Here is a 23187-nt window from a genome sequence, read left to right as displayed (position 1 = left end):
GTCAGGCGGTCACTGATCAGCGGCTGTGCTGCCGGTGCCGTTCGCGGCGGTATCCGAGCCGTTGTCTGACGACGTGCCGGGGACGGCGTCGGTGTCCTTGGGGACGGTCACCGGCTTGGGCGCCTCGCCGGTCCGCTCGTACTCCTGGTGGGCGCCGCGGGCGCGCTCCACGAGGTCCTGGTAGGCGCTGTGGTCGTCGATGAGCTCGTCGCGGTGCTTGTCCTTGATGGACGGCATCTTCTCGACCAGGGCGGCGCCCTTGGCGGCCAGCTTCTGGCGCTGCTCGTCCGAGGCGTCCTTCGGCAGGGCGATGTACTCCTTGGACACGCGGCGCAGGCCGTCGACCACGCGCAGGGCGCGGCCCTTGGGGCTGAGCAAGGAGGCCACGACGGTTACGAGCAGGACGCCGACGATCACGGACAGCGACTGGCCGATGGTGACCTCCGGCGGGAAGTGCACGGCCTCGCCGCCGTTGATGAACGGCAGATCGTTCTCGTGGAGGGCGTGGACGATCAGCTTGTAGCCGATGAAGCCCAGGATGACCGCCAGGCCCCAGGAGAGGTAGATGAGGCGATCGAGCATGCCGTCGATCAGGAAGTAGAGCTGGCGCAGGCCCATCAGCGAGAACGCGACGGCGGTGAAGACCAGGTAGGTCTCCTGGGTGAGGCCGAAGATGGCAGGGATCGAGTCGAAGGCGAACAGGATGTCCGTGCCGCCGATGCACACCATCACGAGCAGCATGGGGGTCATGGCCCGCTTGCCGTTCTCGTAGGTGAACAGCTTGTCGCCGTCGTAGTAGTCGGTGGTGTGCATGTACTTCTTGGCGGTGCGGACGATGAAGTTGTCCGCCTCGTCGTCGTCCTCGCCGGACAGCTCGCCCCGGATGAGTCCGATGGCCGTGAAGACGAGGAAGGCGCCGAAGATGTAGAACAGCCAGGCCAGCTGGTTGATGGCCGCGGCGCCGATGAAGATGAACGCGGTGCGGGCCACCAGGGCGAAGGTGATGCCGAAGAGCAGAACCTTCTGCTGATCAGCGCGCGGCACCTTGAAGGAGGCCATGATGATCAGGAAGACGAAGAGGTTGTCGACCGACAGCGCCTTCTCCGTGATGTAGCCGGCGTAGTACTCGGTGGCGTAGACCCCGCCCCATTCGATCAGTACGAACAGGCCGAAGATCAGTGCGACTCCCACGTAGATCGCCGACCAGATGGCGGCTTCCCTGATGTGCGGCTCGTGCGCCTTGCGCACGTGGAAGAAGTAGTCGAAGGCGAGCATGCCGATGATCACGGCGATGGTCAGCCCCCAGACGAGGGGTGAGACATCCATGGGGAGGTCCTCTCGATGGCAGATCGGGGCGGAAACGCAAGTCTCTCCATCGGCCCGACCAGTTCATCGCGCTGTGCGCGCTGAACGACGGCGGCCCGATCACTGCACCCGGCGGGGGTTAGGCGCCCCGCGTGCTGACGTGCACAGTGCGATCGGATACTCCCCTACGCTGACCTGCATCTTACACAGGCAACTCTTGCGATCCGGCTGTGCCGCTCAAGCAGTGCTCAGGATCCGCTGGCCTCGCGGACGTGGCGGATCTCCCGCTTGACGTCGTGCAGCTCGTCGCGGATGCGCGCGGCGAGCTCGAACTTGAGGTCCATGGCCGCCTGGTTCATCTGCTCCGTGAGCTGCTGGGCCAGGTCCTCGAGGCTGTCCGCCGGGACGTCCGAGCGCGACTCGCGCAGCTTGGCGGCCTCGGCATCCGCCTCCTTGGTGCGCTCGTCCCGCCTGCCCTTGGTGGGCGCCAGCTTGCCGCTGGCCCCGGCACGCGCGGCCAGCAGCTCGTGGGTGTCCTCCGACTCGCGGGCCAGCTGCTCGGTGATGTCCCCGATCCGCTTGCGCAGCGGAGTGGGGTCGATCCCGTGCTCCTTGTTGTACGCGATCTGGACGTCGCGGCGGCGATTGGTCTCATCGATGGCGGTGCGCATGGAGTCGGTGATCTTGTCCGCGTACATGTGCACCTGGCCGTCGATGTTTCGCGCGGCACGGCCGATGGTCTGGATCAGCGAGGTGGTGGAGCGCAGGAAGCCCTCCTTGTCCGCGTCCAGGATGGCCACCAGCGAGACCTCCGGAAGGTCCAGGCCCTCGCGCAGCAGGTTGATGCCGACCAGGACGTCGAACACGCCCTGCCGCAGCTCGGAGAGCAGCTCCACCCGGCGCAGGGTGTCCACGTCCGAGTGGAGGTATTGGACCTTGACGCCGTGCTCGAGCAGGTAGTCGGTGAGGTCCTCGGCCATGCGCTTGGTCAGCGTGGTGACCAGCACGCGCTCGTCGCGTTCGGTGCGGGCGGTGATCTCGTCCATGAGGTCGTCGATCTGGCCCTTGGTGGGCTTGACCACGATCTCCGGGTCGACCAGGCCGGTGGGGCGGATGATCTGCTCGACGTAGCCGTCCGCCTGACCGAGCTCGTACGGTCCGGGCGTGGCGGACATGTAGACCGTCTGCCCGATCCTCTCCAGGAACTCGTCCCAGGTCAGGGGGCGGTTGTCCAGCGCCGAGGGCAGGCGGAAGCCATGGTCCACGAGCGTGCGCTTGCGGGACATGTCGCCTTCGTACATGCCGCCGATCTGCGGGATCGTCACGTGGGACTCGTCCACGATGAGCATGAAGTCGTCCGGGAAGTAGTCCAGCAGGCAGTGCGGGGCGGAGCCGGGGGCGCGGCCGTCGATGTGGCGGGAGTAGTTCTCGATCCCGTTGCAGTAGCCCATCTGCTCCATCATCTCGAGGTCGTACGTGGTGCGCATGCGCAGCCGCTGGGCCTCGACGAGCTTGTTCTGGGACTCGAGCTCCTCCAGCCGATCCCGCAGCTCGTCCTCGATCTGGCCGATGGCACGGGACATGCGCTCGGCTCCGGCGACGTAGTGCGAGGCCGGGAAGACGTACATCTCCTGCTCATCTCGGATGATCTCGCCGGTGACGGGGTGCAGGGTGTAGATGGCCTCGATCTCATCGCCGAAGAACTCGATGCGGATCGCGTGCTCCTCGTACATGGGGATGATCTCCACCGTGTCCCCGCGCACGCGAAACGTCCCGCGGTGGAAGTCCATGTCGTTGCGGGCGTACTGCATGTTCACGAACTGGCGCAGCAGGTCGTCGCGATCGAGCTGGTCCCCCACCCGCAGGGTGACCATCTGCTGGATGTACTCCTCCGGGGTGCCCAGGCCGTAGATGCAGGACACGGTGGAGACCACCACGACGTCCCGACGGGTCAGCAGAGCGTTCGTGGCCGAGTGCCGCAGCCGCTCGACCTCCTCGTTGATCGAGGAGTCCTTCTCGATGAAGGTGTCCGTCTGCGGGACGTAGGCCTCCGGCTGGTAGTAGTCGTAGTAGGAGACGAAGTACTCGACCGCGTTGTTCGGCAGCAGCTCCCGCAGCTCGCTGGCCAGCTGGGCGGCCAGGGTCTTGTTCTGGACCATGAGCAGCGTGGGCCGCTGCACCGACTCGATCAGCCAGGCGGCCGTGGCCGACTTGCCGGTGCCGGTGGCGCCGAGCAGGACGATGTCCTTCTCCCCGTCCTCCACGCGCCGCGTCAGCTCGGCGATGGCCTTGGGCTGGTCGCCGGCGGGCTTGAACTCCGAGATGACCTCGAACGGGGCGACGACGCGATGGATCTCCTGGGCCAGACTCATGGGTCCAGGCTACGGCCAGGCACCGACAGCACAGCAGCCCTCCACAGCTGCGCGGACAGCGCAGCTGTGGAGGGCGACGTCGGGGCACCCGAAGGTCGGTCGGCGCGGGTACGGCGTTCAGCGGCGGCTGCCCGCCGCCGCTGTCTCGTCCGAGTCGACGACGTCCTGCTCGCCGGTGCGGCGGCGGTAGTCCTGCACAACGTCAGGCTGCTCCGGGTGCTCGAGCTCGGGCGAGTGCTCCGGCTCCGTGCCGTGGTAGTGATCTGGGGCGATCACGTACTCCGGATCCAGCGCGCCGGTCTGCGCACGGCGCTCGTACTCCTCCGGCGGCAGCGTGCGCCGCCAGCGGCGGCTCTTCAGCGGAGCCACCTCCCCGGCGTCCTCCCGCATGGCGCGCAGCAGCGACCACATCTGGAAGTAGCCGAGCACGAAGAACGGCAGCCCGATGAGGATCGCGACGTTCTCCAGGGCGCTGAGACCCGACTTGCCGGCGCCGACGAGGATCGTGGCCGCCACGAGGCCGATGGCCACGACCCACCACACCCGCTGGTGCGCCGGTGCGGCGTCGTCATGCCCGCTCGCCATGTTGTCCATGACGAGTCCTGCCGAGTCCATGGACGTGATGAAGAACAGCGTGACGATCACGATCGCCAGCACCGAGAGCGCCTCCGTGAGCGGGAAATGGCCCAGGAAGGCGAAGATGGCTCCGGGGATGTCTCCCTCCCCCACGACCGTCTCCACGAGACCACCGCCCTGGTTGAACTCGATGTCGAACACCGCCGTGCCGAAGATCCCGAACCAGATCACGGAGAACAGCACGGGCAGCCCCAGGACTCCGCCGATGAACTGACGGATGGAGCGCCCCTTGGAGATCTGAGCGATGAAGATGCCCACGAACGGCGACCAGGTGATCGTCCAGGCCCAGTAGAAGACCGTCCAGCCGTTCTGCCAGCCGGTGTCGTCGAGGGTGTCGTTCCAGAACATGAGTCCCGGGAGCTCCTGCATGTACACGCCGAACCATTCGATGGTGCCGCGCAGCAGCATCACGGTCGGGCCCGAGACCAGGACGAAGACCAGCAGGCCGATCGCCAGCAGGATGTTCGTGTTGGACAGCACCTTGATGCCTCGGTCGAGTCCCAGTGCCACGGAGACCGAGGCCACGAGGGTCACTGCGGCGATGATGAGGATCTGGCTGAGAGCGGACTCGGAGATGCCGAAGAGGCTGGCCAGTCCGGCGTTGATCTGCAGCGTGCCCAGGCCGATGGACACGGCCACGCCCGTCAGCGTCCCCACCAGCGCGACGATGTCGATCAGCTTGCCGATGGGGCCGTGGATCCGGGCCCCGAGCAGGGGCTGGAACATGGAGGAGACTCGCGGCGGCAGGTTGCGCTTGTACATGAAGTACCCGAAGCACAGCGCAGGCAGGGCGAAGATCGTCCAGGTGTGCAGACCGAAGTGGTACAGCGTGATGGCCATGGCGCTGCGGGCAGCATCCTTGGATTCCGGCTCGACTCCTCGGAAGGGCGGTGCAGCGAAGTGGGAGATCGGCTCGGCGACCGCCCAGAACATGAGGATCGTGCCAATGCCTGCCGCGAAGAGCATGGCGAACCACGCCAGCGTCGAATGCTCCGGACGGGAGTCCTGGGTCCCCAGCCGGAGTCCGCCGAACCTGCTGATCCCCACGTAGATCAGGAAGAGGAGGAAGACGGAGACACCGAGGATGTAGAACCAGCCCAGGTTCTCCATGACCCAGCCCGCTCCGGTGACGAAGACCGCGTTCATGGTCTCGGTGAACAGCAGCGAGCACAGGACGAAGCCGAGCACGATGGCCACGGCGGAGAAGAAGATGATCGGATTGGTGCGAAGACGCGCAGCGTCGTGGAGTCTGTCGAGCATAGGAGGGTCCGGGGCCGTCCTGCATGCGCCACTGCGTCGGCCGAGGTGGTGGATGACGAGCACGGAGGCCGCCCGTGCCTGCTCACCAGGGGCGATGAGGCATGAGCTCTAGCCGTCTCGGGCGCTCCTCCACAATATGGGGCCTGGGGTCCGGACCCCAGCTGAGAAGGAAAACGCCGAGCTGACCTGGTCGGCCGCCCGCGTCACACGATCCGCCGCCGCCACCATTCGTCCACGGCCGCCTCGAGCTCGGCCACGGTCCCGTCATTGACCAGGACGTCGTCGGCGGCCTCGCGGCGCTGCTCGTCGGTGGCCTGGGCGTCGATGCGCGCGGCGGCATCCTCCGGGCTCATCCCCCGGTCCTCGACCATGCGCCGGATGCGCTGTGCGCGCGGGGCCTCGATCACCAGGACCAGGTCCATCTGATCCGCCTGCCCGGTCTCCACGAGCAGGGGGATATCCCGCACGATCACCGCATCGGTGCCCTTCTGCGCCCTGGCCTGCTCCACGAGCTCGAGGGAGCGATCCCTCACCAGGGGGTGCACGATCGCGTTGAGCTGCTCGCGCGCCTGCGGATCGGAGAAGATCCGCCGTCCCAGCGCGGGACGGTCCAGGGCGCCGGCGTCGTCCAGGATCCCCGGCCCGAAGGCCTCCACCATGGGTGCGATCGCGGCACCTCCGGGCGCCTGCAGCTGCCGCACGACAGCATCCGCGTCGATCAGCACCGCGCCGTGGTCCTGAAGCCGTCTGGCCGCCGTGGATTTGCCGGAGGCGATGCCTCCCGTGAGCCCGATCATCGTCATGGGCCCAGGCTAGCGCCCGTCGGCGGGCTCCTCCTGGGCTCTAGGATCGTTCGCATGCCCCAGCGCTACACCGTCCTGGCCCATCACCGCGAGATCAGCCATGAGATCGAGATCAAGCGATCCCGCTTCCTGTGCGTGCTGCGGCGCGTGCAGTCCGAGGACGAGGCGCGCGAGCTGATCGCAGAGCTGCGTCGCCGCCACCACGACGCCCGGCATCACTGCAGCGCCTTCGTGCTGGGGGCCGATCGGATGATCCAGCGCTCCAACGACGACGGCGAGCCCTCCGGCACGGCCGGGGCGCCCATGCTCGAGGCGCTGACGCAGCACCGGTTCCCCTCTTCGCCAGAGGCAGCCCACGACGCCGGCGCCGAGGAGCAGCCAGAGCTCTCCGATGTCTGCGCGGTCGTCGTGCGCTGGTTCGGCGGCACCCTCCTGGGCGCCGGTGGTCTGGTGCGCGCCTATTCGCAGGCCGTGACCGAGACCCTGGACTCGGCGCCTACGCTGGTGCGGGAGCGTCGTCGGCACCTCAGCGTCGCCGTCTCCCCCGCCTTCGCGGGCAAGGTCGACAACGAGCTGCGGGCTTCGGGCATCGCCGTGCTCGACACCGACTACGGGGCCTCCGAGGCCGTGCTGCACACGGGGGTTCCGGACAGGGACGACGCCGTGGAGCACCTGCGCGCCGTCGTATCCGAGGTGACCTCCGGTCAGGGAAGGATCGACGACGGCGGGACGGGGTGGGTCGACCTGGCCTGAGGACTCGCTCGCCGTGGGCTCGGTCCGATGGTCACCGAACCCGGGGTGGCCAGCTGCCCCGGGCTCAGTCCTGATCGCGGGCCGAGCGCTGGAGATCACCAGGCTGCACGGCAGGCAGCTGACCCGTGGCCCCGCGCTCGGTGCGCCAGGTGCGGGGCTGGTGCGTCTCGTACTCCGGCTCGGTGCCGGGCTCGAAGTCAGGACGCATCGTGTACTCGCTCATGTCCACGTCGTCGTCCTGGGAGCGTCGGTGGTACTCCTCCAGCGGGAGCACCTGCTTCCACTGCCTTGTACGAATGGGACGGGCACCGCCGAAGTCCTCTCGCACCGCCTGGATCACCATCAGCGCCTGCACGAACATCATGGCCGTGATCGGCAGCCCGATGACCTTGATGACCTCCTGCAGCGCCGCCAGCGCGTCCTCGCCGGCCCCCAGCAGCAGCGACACGCAGATCGCGCCCACCGCCAGGGTCCAGAACACGCGCTGGCGCACCGGCGCCTCGTCCTCGTGCCCGGAGGCCATGGCATCCAGCACCAGCGCCCCGGAGTCCAGGGAGGTGATGAAGAAGACCGTGATCAGCACGAGCGCCACCACAGCCGTGAGTTCCAGCAGGGGGAAGTGGCCCAGGAACTCGAACAGCGAGGCCGGGACGTTGCCCTCATCGACGATCGTCTCCACCAGGTTGCCGCCCTCGCGCTGGATCCGGAACGCGTTGACGCCCATGATGCCGATCCAGCACAGCACGAACAGCGACGGGATGATCAGCACGGCGATCACGAACTCGCGGATCGTGCGTCCGCGCGAGATCTTGGCGATGAACATGCCCACGAACGGGGCCCAGGTGGCCGTCCACGCGAAGTAGAACACCGTCCAGGTGCCGGTCCAGTCGCTCTCGCCCCAGGCCGTGTTGAAGAACGACAGCGTGGGCAGCATGGCCAGGTAGCGGCCCGCGGATTCGACGGTGCCCTTCAGGACCTCGGTGGTCGCTCCGAACATCAGCAGGTACAGCAGCAGCGCGATCGCCAGGAAGATGTTGGCGTAGGACAGCCGCTTGACGCCCTTGTCCATGCCCGCGACCACCGACACCAGCGCCGCGGCGGTGATCACGGCGACGATCAGCGCCTGCAGCCACCCGGACATGGGGATCCCGTACATGACGTCCAGGCCGCCGTTGATCTGCATGGCGCCCTGACCGATGGACACCGCCAGCCCGAAGATCGTCGCGATCACGGCCACCGAGTCGATGGTCTTGCCGATCGGACCGTGGATGCCGTCGCCGAGCAGCGGCTGGAAGGACGACGAGACCCGCGGCGGCAGCTTGCGCTTGTACGTGAAGTACGCGAAAGCCAGTCCCGGAACGATGAAGATCCCCCACATGTGCAGCCCGAAGTGGAAGTTCGCGATGCCCAGCGCATCGGAGGCGGCCTGCACCGACTGCGGCTCCACCCCGTACATGGGCGGATCGGCGTAGTGCGTCACCGGCTCGGCCACGCCCCAGAACATGAGCACAGCGCCCACGCCGGCGGCGAAGAGCATCCCGAACCAGGCCAGCCCGGAGTACTCGGGCTCGGCGTCGTCGTCCCCCAGCTTGATCCGCCCGTAACGGCTCATCGCCAGGGAGAAGGCGAAGATCAGCATGCAGGTGATCGCCGTGACGTAGAACCAGCCCAGGTTCGCAGTGATCCACGCGGCCAGGGAGCCGAAGATACCGGCGACGCCGTCGGGGAAGACCACCATGATGATCGCAAAGACCACCACGAAGCCGGAGGTCGAGAAGAAGATCTGCGGGCTGGTCCGCAGCCCCAGTCGGTCGTGGAGCCTGGTGAGCATGAGGGGGTCTCCCGGTGGTGTGGAGAGGATGGGCTGCGCGTGCCGGTCCGCGGCATGAGCGGGTGGGGCCGTCTGGCGCCCGGAACACACTATCGGGATCCTCGCAATGCTCAGCACTCTGCCGAATCGCGTGTCCCCAGCTCCCTGCCGCCTCCCCCGGGCAGCGCGAAGGCCCCCTTGCGCATCGCAAGGGGGCCTTCGTGGATGTCCGTCAGGTCAGAGCCCGACGGCGACGCTGATCAGCAGGTGATCAGTTGCCGGTGAGCTTCTCGCGCAGAGCGGCGAGAGCCTCGTCCGAGGCCAGCGTGCCGCCGTCCTCCGCCGGAGCATCCGACGAGTAGGAGGACGGAGCCGACGAAGCGGACGACGAGGAGCTCGACGACGAGGAGGACGAGGTGGCGACACCGGCGCCGGCGACGGCGGCCTCGGCATCCTCATTGAGGTGACGACGCACCTGCTCCTTGTGAGCCTCCCAGCGGCCCTGAGCCTCGGCGTACTGCTGCTCCCAGGCCGCGCGCTGCTCCTCGAAGCCCTCGATCCACTCGTTGGTCTCGGGATCGAAGCCCTCGGGGTACTTGTAGTTGCCCTGCTCGTCGTACTCAGCGGCCATGCCGTACTGAGCCGGATCGAACTCGGTCGAGTCCGGATCCACGCCCTCGTTGGCCTGCTTGAGCGACAGCGAGATGCGGCGGCGGTCCAGGTCGATGTCGATGACCTTGACGAACAGCTCCTCGCCGACGGAGACGACCTGCTCGGCCATGTCCACGTGGCGCTGAGCCAGCTCGGAGATGTGCACCAGGCCCTCGATGCCGTCCTCGACGCGCACGAACGCGCCGAAGGGGACGAGCTTGGTGACCTTGCCCGGCACGACCTGACCCAGGGCGTGGGTGCGGGCGAAGAGCTGCCAGGGATCCTCCTGGGTGGCCTTCAGCGACAGCGAGACGCGCTCGCGGTCCATGTCGACGTCCAGGACCTCGACCTTGACCTCCTGGCCGACCTCGACGACCTCGCCCGGGTGATCGATGTGCTTCCAGGACAGCTCCGAGACGTGCACCAGGCCATCGACGCCGCCGAGATCGACGAAGGCGCCGAAGTTGACGATCGAGGACACGTGGCCCGTGCGGACCTGGCCCTTCTGGAGCTTGTTGAGGAAGTCGGAGCGGACCTCGGACTGGGTCTGCTCGAGCCACGCACGACGCGAGAGCACGACGTTGTTGCGGTTCTTGTCGAGCTCGATGATCTTGGCCTCGAGCTGCTGGCCGATGTACGGAGCCAGATCGCGGACGCGACGCATCTCGACGAGCGACGCGGGCAGGAAGCCGCGAAGACCGATGTCGAGGATGAGGCCGCCCTTGACGACCTCGATGACGGTGCCGTTGACGACGCCGTCCTCCTCCTTGATCTTCTCGATGTCGCCCCAGGCGCGCTCGTACTGGGCGCGCTTCTTGGAGAGGATCAGGCGGCCTTCCTTGTCCTCCTTGGTGAGGACCAGGGCCTCGATCTCATCGCCGACGGCCACGACGGAGTCGGGGTTGATGTCGTGCTTGATCGAGAGCTCGCGAGAAGGGATGACGCCCTCGGTCTTGTAGCCGATGTCGAGGAGGACCTCGTCACGATCGACCTTGACGACGGTGCCTTCCACCAGGTCGCCGTCGTTGAAGTACTTGATGGTCGCATCGACGGCGGCGAGGAAGTCCTCCTCGGTTCCGATGTCGTTGACGGCAACCTGCGGGGTGGTGGTGGTCATGTAGTAGGGACTCCGATGGAATTGATGGTGGTCAGTTCGGGCTGCTGCTCGCCTGTGGAGCGCATGCGCCGATGGCTTGCAGTTCGTACGAGTGCGCAGTACGCACCGACGGAAGTCTAGCCGCCCGGTCTGCGGCCTTCAACATGTCCGGACGCTTCCGTCGCGCCGTGTCAAGCCGAAGCCGGAGGTGCCGGAGCTCAGTGCGCCGCGGCGTTCCAGTCGGGGCCGGTGCCCACGTTGACCTCGAGCGGAACGGTCAGCTCGGCGGCCGCGCCCATCTGCTCGCGCAGGATCTCGGTGACCCGCTCCACCTCTCCCGGAGCGGCCTCGACCACGAGCTCGTCGTGGACCTGCAGCAGCACGCGCGAGCGCAGTCCCTCGCGGGACAGCTCGGCGTCCACGTTGATCATGGCGCGCTTGATGATGTCCGCGGCCGAACCCTGGATGGGGGCGTTCAGCGCGGCGCGCTCGGCTCCCTGACGCGCCTGGCGGTTGTCGCTGGCCAGATCCGGGAGGTAGCGGCGGCGACCGTCGATCGTGGCGGTGTAGCCGACCTCCCGAGCCTCCTCGACGACGCCGCGCAGGAAGTCGCGCACGCCGCCGAAGCGCTTGAAGTAGTCGGACATCATGGTCCGGGCCTCGTCCACCGAGATCTGCAGCTGCTGGGAAAGGCCGTAGGAGCTCAGCCCGTAGACCAGTCCGTAGCTCATGGCCTTGACCTTGGAGCGCATCTCCGGCGTCACGTCCTCCGGGGCGACCCCGAAGACCTTGGAGCCCACGTACCGGTGGAGGTCCTCACCCGCACGGAAGGCCTCGATCAGGCCCTCATCGCCGGACAGGTGCGCCATCACGCGCATCTCGATCTGGGAGTAGTCGGCGGTCACCAGGGTCTCGAATGGGCCCTGATCGTCCTGGCCCACCACGAACACCGCACGGGTGCGGCGCCCCTCCTGGCTGCGCACCGGGATGTTCTGCAGGTTCGGATCGGTCGAGGACAGCCGGCCGGTGGCGGCCACCGTCTGCTGGTAGTCGGTGTGGATGCGGTCATCCTCGGCAACCGCCTGGCGTAGGCCCTGCACGATCTGCCGCAGCTTGGTGAAATCGCGCCAGCGCATCAGGGCGAGCAGGAAGCGGGCGCCCTCGGAATCGGGATCGACCTTGCCGAGCAGGTCTGCCACTGCGGAGGCGGAGGTCGTGTAGCCGGTCTTGATCTTCTTGGTCGGCGGCAGCCCGAGGGTCTCGAAGAGCACGACCTGCAGCTGCTTGGTGGAGCCCAGGTTGATCTCCGCCGCGCCCTCCTTCCGGGACACGATCTCCTGCGCGGTGTCCCACGCCTGCTGGATCGGGCCGTCGAGGTCGTCGATCAGCTCTGCCACGCGCTGGGCGTCGACGGCCACGCCGGTGAGCTCCATCTGCCCCAGGATCCGGGCCAGCGGGAGATCCATGTCCGTGAGCAGCCCGAGCTGGTCGTCGGCCTGCAGCTTCTCGCGCAGCACGCGCGAGAGCTCCAGGGTCGACAGGGCCAGCGAGGCCTCATGCCGCAGCCGCGCCTGGGAGGTGCGGGCAGCGGTGCCGGGCTCCCCCGCGGAGACGTCGAGCGCGGTCTGGCCTTCAGCGGCGGAGTCGTCCTCCCGGAACTGCTCGACCTCGATATCCAGGTGGGTGGCCAGCAGGCCCTCGAGGTCGTAGTGCGTGCGCGCCGGCTCCAGGAGGTAGGCCGAGAGCTGGATGTCATCGACCGCACCGGCGAGCTCGAGCCCGCGGACGGTCAACGACTTCCACAGCTCCTTGAGGCCCACGGCCACCTTGGGCTGCTCGGCATCGGCCAGCCACGCGGCCAGGGTCGACTCCAGCTGCGCATCCGAGGCCGTGAGATCCAGTCGCAGTGCGGACGGTGACTTCGCTTCGGCGCCTGCGCGCACCAGCAGCAGCTCGGTGATCTCGCGCGCACCCGGCAGGCGGGCATCGTCGTCGTGGCGGATGGGGCGCACGACGACCTCGCCCTCGGCGTCCTCCAGCCAGGCCGTGAGCCCTGCGGAGGATTCGGCGTCCTCGACCGACTCGATCGTGGGTGCGGAGGCTCGGGGGGAGTCGTCGTCGGCGGCGAGGGCGTCGAAGAGGCGCCCGCGCAGGCCCGAGCCGAACTCGAGGGCATCGAACAGCTCGTCGACCTTCTCGGCATCCGGGGCGGGCAGCGCCGCGTCCGCCAGGTCGAAGCCGAGCTCGAGCGTGGTCTCCAGGCGATTGAGCTTCCGGTTGCGACGGACCAGGTCCAGGTTCTCGCGAAGGGCCTCGCCCTTCTTGCCCGTGATCTTGTCCGCGTTGTCGATGATCGACTCGACGCGGCCGTAGGCCTCGATCCACTTGGCCGCGAAGCCCGGTCCCACGCCGGGGACGCCGGGCAGGTTGTCCGCCTGCTCTCCGGTGAGAGCCGCCAGGTCCGGGTAGTTCTGCGGGGCCACCTTGTATTTCTCCATGACCGCCGCCGCGTCCATGAGCCGCAGATCCGACGGCGTGCGTCCCGGGTAGACGATGGTGACGTTCTCGTCGACCATCTGGAAGGCGTCGCGATCGCCGGAGAAGACCAGGACCTCGAACTCCTGAGCGGAGCCCGCGGCCGACAGGGTGGCCAGGACGTCGTCCGCCTCGTAGCCCTCCTTGGTCACGATCGGGATGTTCAGCGCCTGCAGGATCTCCTGGATGCGCTGGACCTGTCCGTGGAACTCCTCGGGCGTCTCATCGCGGCCGCCCTTGTACTCGCCGTACTCCTGGGAGCGCAGCGTGGGGCCGTCGAGGTCGAAGGTCACCACCAGATGCGTGGGCTTCTGCTCGCGCAGCATCTTGGCCATGGTGTTCAGGAAGCCGTAGACGGCCTCCGTGTGCGTGCCGTCCGAGGTCACGAACGACGGACCGCTGCCGTACTCCGCGGCCCGCGACAGAGCGAAGAAGGCGCGGAAGGCCAGCGAGTGGCCGTCGATCAGCAGCAGGCGCCGCTCCGGGCGCTCGATCCGCTGAGGCAGCGGGATCTCGACGGGGTCGTCCGTCTTGATCCCGATCGTGACGGAGGCGGGGGCGGCGGTCTCGGTGCTGGTCTTCGTGCTCACGGGCCCATCCTAGGGGCGCGCCCGGACAGCACGACGCCCCTCATCCCCTCCCCGATGGGCGCGCCCTCCCCGATGGGCGCGCGGGACACGGGTGGGTGCTCAGCCCACCTGGTTGAGGATCGCGTCGGCGACCTCGCGCATGGACAGGCGGCGGTCCATGGAGGTCTTCTGGATCCAGCGGAAGGCCTCCGGCTCGGTCAGGCCCATGCGCGAGATCAGCAGCGACTTGGCGCGCTCGACCAGCTTGCGGGTCTCGAACTGGTCCTTCATCTCGGTGACCTCGTCCTCGAGCGCCACGATCTCGTCGAAGCGCGAGACGGCGATCTCGATCGCGGGGATCAGCTCTGCGGCGGTGTAGGGCTTGACCACGTAGGCCATGGCCCCGGCTTCCCGGGCCCGCTCTACGAGCTCCTTCTGGCTGAAGGCCGTCAGCAGCACGACCGGGGCGATGCGCTCGGCGGCGATCTCCTCGGCGGCCGAGATGCCGTCGAGCACCGGCATCTTCACGTCCATGAGCACCAGATCGGGCTCGTGCTCGCGGGTCAGCTCCACCGCACGGCGGCCGTCGGCGGCCTCCCCCACGACGTCGTAGCCCTCGGAGGACAGCATCTCCACCACGTCCATGCGGATCATGGAGTCGTCCTCGGCCACGACCACGCGTCGGCGGTGTGCTGCTTCCGATGCTCCAGCGTCGTCGGCCTGGGATTCGGAGCCGCCCGGGACGGGGAGATCCAGCGGTTCGGTGTTCTCGGTCACGGCGGTGGCTCCTTCGGCACAGGCGACAGGATGGGCTGGGCCTCCCGCTCACTGCTCCGGGGACCTCGAGCACGTGTCGGAGCCGCAGGACTGCGCCCCGACAGGCGATGCTCCCAGCCTAGTCATCCATGCCGCGGCGTGCCGGATCCCTGCGGTAGGGTTCTGCGTGCGCCTCGCGCGCCCAAGTGGCGGAATCGGCAGACGCGCCGCACTCAAAATGCGGTTCTTCGGAGTGTGGGTTCGAGTCCCACCTTGGGCACCCTGGGCCATCCCCGGCCCCACGGAAGCGCCCCGAGCCACAGGCTCGGGGCGCTTCTCGTCTATCCCGAGGGCAAGGGACTCCCCCGCCTGCCTGAGCGCGCGACAGTCTCTGCCCAGCCATGGAACAGCGCAACGGGAGGGCTTTGTGCGGCCCGCCGCCTTGGATCGAGTCATGACCGACAGACCAGCCAGCAGCTGCGTTCGCACCTCGGACGCGCAACGGCCCCGTCCACGAGCCGTTGCTCGTGGACGGGGCCGCAGACCTCGCAGGATCAGATCCGCTCCGCGGGATCAGTCCGCCTGCTCCTTGATCAGTGGTTCCAGGGCCTCACGGACTCGTGACGCTCCTTCTGGGAATCCTCGACGGTGGCCCCGGAGTCGTTGGCATCGCCGACGCGATGCACCTTGACCAGGTTGGTCGAACCGGCCACGCCTGGGGGCGAGCCGGCGCAGATGACCACCAGGTCCTCCGGCGAAGCCAGATCATGCGACTGGAGGTAGAGGTCCACCTGTCGGGTCATCTCGTCCGTGTGGTCGACCTGATCGCTGAGGATCGGCTGGACGCCCCACAGCAGCGAGCAGAACGCCACGACGTTGGGGTCCGGGGTGAAGGCCAGGATCGGCTGCTGCGGGCGCAGACGGCACAGGCGGCGGGCCGTGTCACCGGACTGCGTGAACGTGGTGAGGTACTGGACGTCCAGCTGACGGGCGATGGTCACGGCCGCGCGGGTGATCGCACCGCCGCGGGTGCGCGGCTCCGTGACCATCTGGCTGATGCGCTCCCAGCCCTGGCGCTCGGTGGCCAGGATGATGCGCGACATGGTCTGCAGCGCCTCGATCGGGTAGGCGCCGATCGAGGTCTCGCCGGAGAGCATGACCGCATCCGCCCCGTCGAGCACGGCGTTGGCGCAGTCCGAGGCCTCGGCGCGCGTGGGGCGCGGGTTCTCCATCATGGTCTCGAGGACCTGGGTGGCCACGATGACCGGCTTGGCCCAGCGGCGCGCCAGCTCGATCGCGCGCTTCTGCACGACCGGGACCTCCTCCAGCGGCAGCTCGACGCCGAGATCGCCGCGAGCGACCATGATGCCGTCGAAGCTGTCGATGATCTCGTGGAGGTTCTCCACGGCCTGCGGCTTCTCGATCTTGGCGATGACGGGGACGCGGCGGCCCTCCTCGTCCATGATCTCGTGCACGCGGGTGATGTCGTCGCCGGTGCGCACGAACGACAGAGCGACGAGGTCGCAGCCCGTGTTCAGGGCCCAGCGCAGGTCCACCTCGTCCTTGTCGGACAGGGCGGGGACGTTCACGGCCACGCCGGGCAGGTTGATGCCCTTGTTGTTCGAGACCTTGCCGGGCACCTCCACGACGGTGGTGACGTCGGTGTCGGTGACCTCGGTGGCCCGCAGGGCGACCTTGCCGTCGTCGATCAGCAGCGGGTCGCCGGGCTTCACGTCCTGGGGCAGCCCCTTGAACGTGGTGGAGCAGCGGGTGCGATCGCCCAGGATGTCCTCGACGGTGATGGTGAAGACATCGCCCACGGCCAGCTCGTGGGGGCCGTCGGCGAAGCGGCCGAGGCGGATCTTGGGCCCCTGCAGGTCGGCCATGATCGCGACGGTCTGGCCGAGATCCTCCGAGGCACGACGCAGGTTCTGGTACGACGCCAGGTGGGTGTCGTGGGTGTCATGGCTCATGTTGAGGCGGGCGACGTTCAGCCCGGCCTGGATGGCTTCGGTGATCTTCTCGTAGGAGCTGATGGCCGGACCGATGGTCGCCACGATCTTCGCTCTGCGCAAGGCACTTCCTCCTGCTCGATGTCGGAACTGGCAGACCGACGCGCAGACCCCCGAAGCTGCGAGGGAGGAATCCTGCGCGGCAGCTCTGCCGGGGTCATGCTGCGGGCCTCGAAAGGACCCGCTCTTCTCCCCACCATACTCGCCCTGCAGGCGATCGGTCGGAGATGGGCGAAGTCGGATGCGCGCTGAGGGCTAACAGCGAGATGCTCGTCACTCCTGGTGACGGAGACGATCCGCCGCAGCCACGAGCGGGCCGCGACCCCCGGACCAGGGGTGCGCGGCCCGTGCGCCCGCGGGCTCACGGAGGTGCCTGCGCAGGGCCGGAACCCTCAGGGCGGTGCCGAGTGGCTCAGCGCAGGTCGATGGCCCGCGTGCTGGGCCGCACCGGCGCGGGCAGGCGCGTGCTGCCGGTGAGGTGCTTCTCGACCTCGGCGGCGCAGGCGCGCCCCTCGGCGATGGCCCAGACCACCAGCGACGCACCGCGGCCCGAGTCCCCGCAGGCGAAGACGCCGCGCACCGAAGTCATGTAGTGGTCATCGCGGGCGACCGTGCCGCGGGGCTCGCAGCTGACCTGCAGCTGCGAGACCAGCTCATCCGACTCGTTGCCCGTGAACCCCAGCGCCAGCAGCACCAGATCCGCGGGGATCTCGCGCTCGGTGCCGGCCTTGGGCCCGCGGCTGCCGTCCGGAAGGTACTCGGTCTCGGCCAGGCGCAGGGCGCGCACCCGGCCGTCCTCACCGGCGATCAGCTCGACGGTCGAGGACAGGTACACGCGGTCCACGCCCTCCTCGTGCGACGAGGAGACGTCGAGCACCTTGGGCGCCATGGGCCACGGCTCGGAGTCCGGACGCTGGGCGGGCGGCTCGAAGCCGATCGCGATGTTCGTCACCGAGGCGGCGCCCTGACGGTTGGCGGTGCCGATGCAGTCGGAGCCGGTGTCCCCGCCGCCCAGCACCACCACGTGCTTCCCATCGGCCCGGATCTGATCCGCGACCTCGTCGCCGGCGACGACGCGGTTGGACTGGGTGAGGTACTCCATCGCCTGGTGCACCCCGTCCAGCTCGCGGCCCGGCACCGGCAGCTCGCGGGGCTTCAAGGCTCCGGTGGCCACGATGACGGCGTCGTAGCGGCGGCGCAACTGGTCCCAGGTGATGTCCCGGCCGATCTCCACGCCGGTGCGGAAGCGGGTGCCCTCCTGGCGCATGACCTCCAGGCGGCGCTCCAGCACCTCCTTCTCGAGCTTGAAGTCGGGGATGCCGTAGCGCAGCAGCCCCCCGATGCGGTCGTCGCGCTCGAAGACCGCCACCGTGAACCCGGCCTGCGTGAGTTGCTGGGCCGCGGCCAGACCGGACGGGCCCGAGCCCACGACGGCCACGGTCTGCCCGACCAGGCGATCCGGGATGAACGGCTCGAGCAGGCCGTCGTCGAGCGCCTTCTCGCCGATCTCGTACTCGACCTGCTTGATCGTCACCGCGGGCTGGTTGATGCCCAGCACGCACGCCGACTCGCACGGGGCCGGGCACACGCGCCCCGTCAGCTCCGGGAAGTTGTTGGTCGCGTGCATGCGGGCCACGGCCTCGCGGTCGCGTCCGCGCCACATGAGGTCGTTCCACTCCGGGATGAGATTGCCCAGCGGGCAGCCCTGGTGGCAGAACGGGATGCCGCAGTCCATGCAACGACCCGCCTGCTGATGGATCACGGACGGATCCTGCCGGGTCTGGACCTCGGCGAAGTCCATGATGCGCACCGGCACCGGCCGCTTGGGCCGGTCCACGCGCTCGGTCGTCTTGAGGAATCCACGGGGATCAGCCACGGGTCGTCGCCTCCAGGATCTGGTTCCAGGCCTCGGTCCCGTCCGGGTCCAGGCCGTCGCGCTCGGCATCGGCACGGATGCCGAGCACGGTCGAGTAGTCGCGCGGGAGCACCTTGGTCAGGCGCGCGCAGGTGGTCTCGAGGTCGTCGAGCAGGCGCTGGGCCAGCTGCGATCCGGTCTCCTCGGCATGGCGGCGCAGGAGTCCCTGCACCGTGGCGCGGTCGTCGTCGTCGAGCTCGAGCAGCTGCAGCTCGCCGCTGGTGCGCGACTGGAGGTTCACCGCCGCCTCGCTCAGGTCCAGGACGTAGGCGACGCCGCCGGACATCCCGGCCCCGAAGTTGCGGCCGGTGCGCCCGATGATCAGCGCGGTGCCGCCGGTCATGTACTCGCAGCCGTGATCGCCGATGCCCTCGGCCACCGCGGTCGCTCCGGAGTTGCGCACCAGGAAGCGCTCCCCCACCTGGCCGCGCAGCAGGATCTCGCCGCTCGTGGCGCCGTAGCCGATCACGTTGCCGGCCACCACGTTGTCCTCGGCGGTGAAGGACGCATCCCGAGCGGGGCGGATGATGATCCGACCGCCGGAGAGGCCCTTGCCGGCGTAGTCGTTCGCATCGCCCTCCAGCCGCAGGGTGATGCCTTGGGGCAGGAAGGCCCCCAGCGACTGCCCGGCCTGCCCGAGGAGGGTGATGTCGATCGTGTCGTGGCCGAGCTCGTCGGTCTGGAAGGTGCGGGTCACCTCATGCCCGAGCATGGTGCCCACCGACCGATCGGTGTTCACGATCTCGTGCTGCAGCCGCACCGGCTCCCGGTCCCTCAGCGCCGGCTGGGACTCGCGGATCAGGGCGACGTCGAAGTGCTGATCGAGCTCGTGGTCCTGGCCTCTACGGCACCGGACCTCCTTGCCCTCGTGCTCGAGCACCGAGGAGTGCAGCACCGGGGTCAGGTCCAGTCCCTCTGCCTTCCAGTGCCTGATCGCCCGGTCCGTGCGCAGGATCTCGGCGTGGCCGATGGCCTCGTCGAGGCTGCGGAAGCCCAGCTGGGCCAGCAGCTCGCGGACCTCCTCGGCCAGGAACGTGAAGAAGTTCACCACGTGCTCGGCCCTGCCCGTGAACCGCTCCCGCAGCAGCGGGTTCTGGGTGGCCACGCCCACCGGGCAGGTGTCCAGGTGGCACTTGCGCATCATGATGCAGCCCTCGACCACCAGCGGCGCGGTCGCGAAGCCATACTCCTCCGCGCCCAGCAGCGCCGCGATCACGACGTCGCGCCCGGTCTTCATCTGCCCGTCCGCCTGCACGACCACCCGATCGCGCAGCCCGTTGAGCATCAGGGTCTGCTGGGTCTCGGCCAGCCCGATCTCCCAGGGCAGCCCGGCGTGCTTGAGCGAGTTCAACGGGGCAGCGCCCGTACCGCCGTCGTGGCCGGAGACCAGCACGACGTCCGCGCGGGCCTTGGTCACGCCCGAGGCCACGGTGCCGATGCCGAGCTCCGAGACCAGCTTGACGTGCACCCGCGCCGAGGGGTTGGAGCGCTTAAGGTCGTAGATCAGCTGCGCCAGGTCCTCGATCGAGTAAATGTCGTGGTGCGGCGGCGGCGAGATCAGCGACACGCCCGGGGTCGAGTGACGGGTCCGGGCGACCCACGGGTAGACCTTCTGGGCCATGAGCTGGCCGCCCTCGCCGGGCTTGGCGCCCTGGGCCATCTTGATCTGCAGATCCTCGGCGTTCGTCAGGTACAGGCTCGTGACCCCGAAGCGCCCGGAGGCGATCTGCTTGATCTTGGACCGTCGCTGCGGATCCATGAGCCGCTCGACGTCCTCGCCACCCTCGCCCGTGTTCGACTTGGCGCCGATCCGGTTCATGGCGATCGCCAGGGTCTCGTGGGCCTCCATGGAGATCGATCCGTAGGACATGGCCCCGGTCGAGAACCGCTTGAAGATCTCCTCGACCGGCTCGACCTCCTCGAGCGGGACCGGGGTGCGGTCCGAGTCGAAGGACAGCAGGCCGCGGATGGTCTTGAGCTGCTCCGACTGCTCATCCACCAGCCGGGTGTAGGAGCGGAAGATGTCGTAGCTGCCGGTGCGGGTCGAGTGCTGCAGCCGGAAGACGACCTCCGGGCTGAACAGGTGCGGGGCGCCGTCGCGGCGCCAGTCGTACTCGCCGCCGGTGTCCAGCCCGATGTGCGGCTCCACCACGCCGTCCTCGGGGTAGGCCCGACGATGCCGCGCATGCGTCTCCTCGGCGATGACGTCCAGGCCCACGCCGTCGAGCTGCGAGACGGTTCCGGTGAAGAAGTCCTCGATCAGCTCCTTCGACAGGCCCAGCGCCTCGAAGGTCTGGGCCCCGCAGTAGGACGAGACGGTCGAGATGCCCATCTTGGACATGATCTTCTGCACGCCCTTGCCGAGCGCCTTGATGAGGTGGGCGACCGCCTGCTCCTCCGTGACCCCGGCGATCTGCCCGGCGCGCACGAGGTCCTCCGCGGACTCCATGGCCAGGTAGGGGTTCACGCCCGAGGCGCCGTAGCCCAGCAGCAGGGCCACGTGGTGGACCTCGCGGACATCGCCGGCCTCGACCACGAGCGAGCACTTGGTGCGGGTGGCCGAGCGCAGCAGGTGGTGGTGGATCGCGCTGGTGAGCAGCAGCGAGGGGATCGGCGCCCACGAGCCGTTCGAGTCGCGGTCTGAGATCACGACGTACTGCACGCCGCGGTTGACCGCGGCCGAGACCTTCTCGCAGATCTCCGCGATGCGCGCCCGCAGCCCCGCTCCCCCACCCTCGGGGCGATAGAGGCCGCGCACCTTGAGGGCGATCGGCATCTCGTCCTCGTCGGTGAGGTGCAGGACCTGATCGAGCTCGTCGTTGTTGATGACGGGGAACTCGAGGATCACCTGGTGCGTGCGGACGCGCTTGGTGGTCAGCAGATTGCCCATGGGCCCCAGCGCGCACCGCATGGAGGTCACAAGCTCCTCGCGGATCGAGTCCAGCGGCGGATTCGTCACCTGGGCGAAGGACTGCACGAAGTAGTCGAAGAGCAGGCGCGGGCGCTCGGCCAGCACGGCCACCGGGGTGTCGGTGCCCATGGCGTAGATGGGCTCGGCGCCCTTCTCGGCCATGGGGCCGATGATCTTGGCGAGCTCCTCGTGGGTGTAGCCGAAGGTCTTCTGCCGCAGCTCGATCGACGAGCGCGGGTGGCGCATGTGCTCGCGCTCGGGCAGATCCGCGATGCGGACGGTGTTGCCCTCGGACCACTCCTGCCACGGCTGCAGGTCAGCGATCTCCTGCTTGAGCTCGGCGTCCTCCACGATCCGGCCCTCGACCGTGTCCACCAGGAACATGGTGCCGGGGGCCACGCGGCCCTTGCGCACGATCGTGCGGTCCGACAGGTCGACCACGCCGACCTCGGAGGCGAAGACGACCAGGCCGTCCTCGGTCTCCCAGAAGCGCCCGGGCCGCAGCCCGTTGCGGTCCAGCACCGAGCCCACGCGGCGGCCGTCGGTGAAGGCCACGGCGGCGGGGCCGTCCCACGGCTCCATGAGCGTGGAGTGGTACTCGTAGAACGAGCGCCGGTCGACGTCCATGGTCTCGTGGTTCTCCCAGGCCTCCGGGATCATCATCATCATGGCCTGCACGAGCGGACGGCCGGAGAGCATCAGCAGCTCGGCCACCTCGTCGAGGGACTGCGAGTCGGAGGCGCCCACGGAGCAGATCGGGAACAGCTCCTCCGGATTGCGGCCCAGCAGCGGCGACTTCAGCTGCGACTGGCGCGCGCGCATCCAGTTCCGGTTGCCCTTGACGGTGTTGATCTCGCCGTTGTGGGCCAGGGTGCGCATGGGCTGAGCCAGCGGCCACGACGGGAACGTGTTGGTCGAGAACCGCGAGTGCACCACCGCCAGCCGCGTGCCGAAGCGCTCGTCCGACAGATCCGGGTAGAACGGCTCGAGCTGGGCCGTGGTGAGCATGCCCTTGTAGACGATGGTCGAGGTGGAGAACGACGAGCAGTAGATGCCCAGTCGGTTCTGGGAGCGCTTGCGCAGCCGGAAGGCCTTCTGATCGAGCTGCAGGCGGGCGGCGGAGCCGTCGAGGTCCTGGACCGGGATGTGGCCGGTGAAGGCCTCCTGCGCGTCACGACGCTCCTGGACGAAGAGCTGGACGAAGTACGGCATGACCGAGCGCGCCGCGCTGCCGATCGCGGAGTCGTCGACGGGGACCTCGCGCCAGCCGAGGACCTCGAGGCCCTCTGCCTGGGCGATCTCCTCCATCTGGGCGCGGATCTGCGCCTCGTCGCGACCGCCGGTGGGGAGGAAGGCCGAGCCCACGGCGTAGGTGCCCGGAGCGGGCAGCTCGAAGTCGAGGACCTCGCGGAAGAAGGCGTCGGGGATCTGCAGGAGGATGCCCGCGCCGTCGCCGGAGCCGGAGTCGCCGCCCACGGCGCCTCGGTGCTCCAGGGCCCGCAGAGCGATCAGCGCCTTGTCCACGATCTCGTGGCGGGGCTGCCCGTCGAGAGTCGCGATCACGGCCAGGCCGCAGGCGTCCTTCTCCTGATCCGGTCGGTAGAGGCCCTGCTGCTCGGGGGCGGTGGAGAACTCGGTGAACGGCGAGCGGACGGACCCGTCCGAGGACTCGGTCGGGACGGCCTCAGGGACCTGGTCCTCGCTCTGCGGGGCCGGGTGCGCCCGGGGACCGGGATCGGACTGCGACATGGAATTCTCCTCACCTGATGGCTGCGGCTCGGCACCGCCCGACGGTGCCTGCCT

At 68.6% G+C, this 23187-nt stretch carries 12 protein-coding genes and 1 tRNA gene; 2 read left to right on the top strand and 11 right to left on the bottom strand.

Translation table 11 applies throughout. The annotated features are described in order from the left end of the window. Positions 1-9 precede the first annotated feature (9 nt). The 4 genes from QSJ40_RS07095 to coaE form a co-directional block, all read right to left on the bottom strand. Entirely contained in the window at positions 10-1326 is a 1317-nt protein-coding gene (locus tag QSJ40_RS07095) for a TerC family protein (protein ID WP_285729821.1), read from the bottom strand. A gap of 227 nt (positions 1327-1553) precedes the next feature. Continuing rightward, positions 1554-3677 (bottom strand): excinuclease ABC subunit UvrB, encoded by a 2124-nt coding sequence (gene uvrB, locus QSJ40_RS07090; protein WP_006213202.1) that lies wholly within the window; start codon positions 3675-3677, stop codon positions 1554-1556. Positions 3678-3794: 117 nt separating this feature from the next. Continuing rightward, positions 3795-5573, bottom strand: coding sequence for a BCCT family transporter (locus QSJ40_RS07085; RefSeq protein ID WP_285729820.1), 1779 nt, complete (start codon positions 5571-5573; stop codon positions 3795-3797). A 203-nt stretch (positions 5574-5776) separates the two neighbouring features. Further along, positions 5777-6376, bottom strand: coding sequence for a dephospho-CoA kinase (gene coaE / locus QSJ40_RS07080; RefSeq protein WP_285729819.1), 600 nt, complete (start codon positions 6374-6376; stop codon positions 5777-5779). Positions 6377-6430: 54 nt separating this feature from the next. Between coaE and QSJ40_RS07075 the strand changes: the two genes are divergently transcribed. Continuing rightward, positions 6431-7129: an IMPACT family protein gene (locus QSJ40_RS07075; protein WP_280613504.1), complete on the top strand. Its 699-nt coding sequence runs from the start codon at positions 6431-6433 to the stop codon at positions 7127-7129. A 64-nt stretch (positions 7130-7193) separates the two neighbouring features. Here the strand turns inward: QSJ40_RS07075 and QSJ40_RS07070 are convergent, their stop codons facing one another. The 4 genes from QSJ40_RS07070 to QSJ40_RS07055 form a co-directional block, all read right to left on the bottom strand. Then, positions 7194-8960 carry a BCCT family transporter gene (locus tag QSJ40_RS07070; RefSeq protein WP_053447361.1) on the bottom strand — a complete coding sequence of 589 codons (1767 nt, stop codon included), beginning with the start codon at positions 8958-8960 and terminating at the stop codon, positions 7194-7196. 250 nt (positions 8961-9210) lie between these two features. Beyond that, positions 9211-10707 (bottom strand): 30S ribosomal protein S1, encoded by a 1497-nt coding sequence (gene rpsA, locus QSJ40_RS07065; protein WP_006213207.1) that lies wholly within the window; start codon positions 10705-10707, stop codon positions 9211-9213. 197 nt (positions 10708-10904) lie between these two features. Continuing rightward, positions 10905-13811, bottom strand: a complete 2907-nt coding sequence (gene polA, locus QSJ40_RS07060; protein WP_285729818.1) for a DNA polymerase I — start codon at positions 13809-13811, stop codon at positions 10905-10907. Between the two features lie 99 nt (positions 13812-13910). Next, positions 13911-14567: an ANTAR domain-containing response regulator gene (locus QSJ40_RS07055; RefSeq protein ID WP_006213209.1), complete on the bottom strand. Its 657-nt coding sequence runs from the start codon at positions 14565-14567 to the stop codon at positions 13911-13913. Between the two features lie 179 nt (positions 14568-14746). On the opposite strand from QSJ40_RS07055, the gene QSJ40_RS07050 reads away from it, so the two are divergent. After that, a tRNA-Leu gene (locus QSJ40_RS07050) sits at positions 14747-14826 on the top strand. A gap of 313 nt (positions 14827-15139) precedes the next feature. On the opposite strand, the gene pyk is transcribed toward QSJ40_RS07050, so the two are convergent. The 3 genes from pyk to gltB all read right to left on the bottom strand — a co-directional run bounded on the left by pyk (position 15140) and on the right by gltB (position 23133). Then, complete coding sequence (pyk, locus tag QSJ40_RS07045) at positions 15140-16621, bottom strand: pyruvate kinase (protein ID WP_006213210.1); 1482 nt, start codon at positions 16619-16621, stop codon at positions 15140-15142. A 349-nt stretch (positions 16622-16970) separates the two neighbouring features. Next, complete coding sequence (locus QSJ40_RS07040) at positions 16971-18434, bottom strand: glutamate synthase subunit beta (protein WP_006213211.1); 1464 nt, start codon at positions 18432-18434, stop codon at positions 16971-16973. Beyond that, entirely contained in the window at positions 18427-23133 is a 4707-nt protein-coding gene (gene gltB, locus QSJ40_RS07035; protein ID WP_006213212.1) for a glutamate synthase large subunit, read from the bottom strand. Before gltB ends, QSJ40_RS07040 begins: the two co-directional genes overlap by 8 nt. Positions 23134-23187 lie beyond the last annotated feature (54 nt).

Source organism: Kocuria sp. NBRC 114282, from assembly GCF_030268385.1.
GTDB classification, from domain to species: Bacteria; Actinomycetota; Actinomycetes; order Actinomycetales; family Micrococcaceae; genus Kocuria; species Kocuria palustris.
This window is presented reverse-complemented; position numbering and strand designations above follow the sequence as displayed.

Bases quoted from the DNA above. Each gene is read 5' to 3' on its own strand.
- QSJ40_RS07095 (WP_285729821.1), bottom strand. From the start codon at position 1,326: ATGGATGTCTCACCCCTCGTCTGGGGGCTGACCATCGCCGTGATCATC.
- uvrB (WP_006213202.1), bottom strand. From the start codon at position 3,677: ATGAGTCTGGCCCAGGAGATCCATCGCGTCGTCGCCCCGTTCGAGGTC.
- QSJ40_RS07085 (WP_285729820.1), bottom strand. From the start codon at position 5,573: ATGCTCGACAGACTCCACGACGCTGCGCGTCTTCGCACCAATCCGATC.
- coaE (WP_285729819.1), bottom strand. From the start codon at position 6,376: ATGACGATGATCGGGCTCACGGGAGGCATCGCCTCCGGCAAATCCACG.
- QSJ40_RS07075 (WP_280613504.1), top strand. From the start codon at position 6,431: ATGCCCCAGCGCTACACCGTCCTGGCCCATCACCGCGAGATCAGCCAT.
- QSJ40_RS07070 (WP_053447361.1), bottom strand. From the start codon at position 8,960: ATGCTCACCAGGCTCCACGACCGACTGGGGCTGCGGACCAGCCCGCAG.
- rpsA (WP_006213207.1), bottom strand. From the start codon at position 10,707: ATGACCACCACCACCCCGCAGGTTGCCGTCAACGACATCGGAACCGAG.
- gltB (WP_006213212.1), bottom strand. From the start codon at position 23,133: ATGTCGCAGTCCGATCCCGGTCCCCGGGCGCACCCGGCCCCGCAGAGC.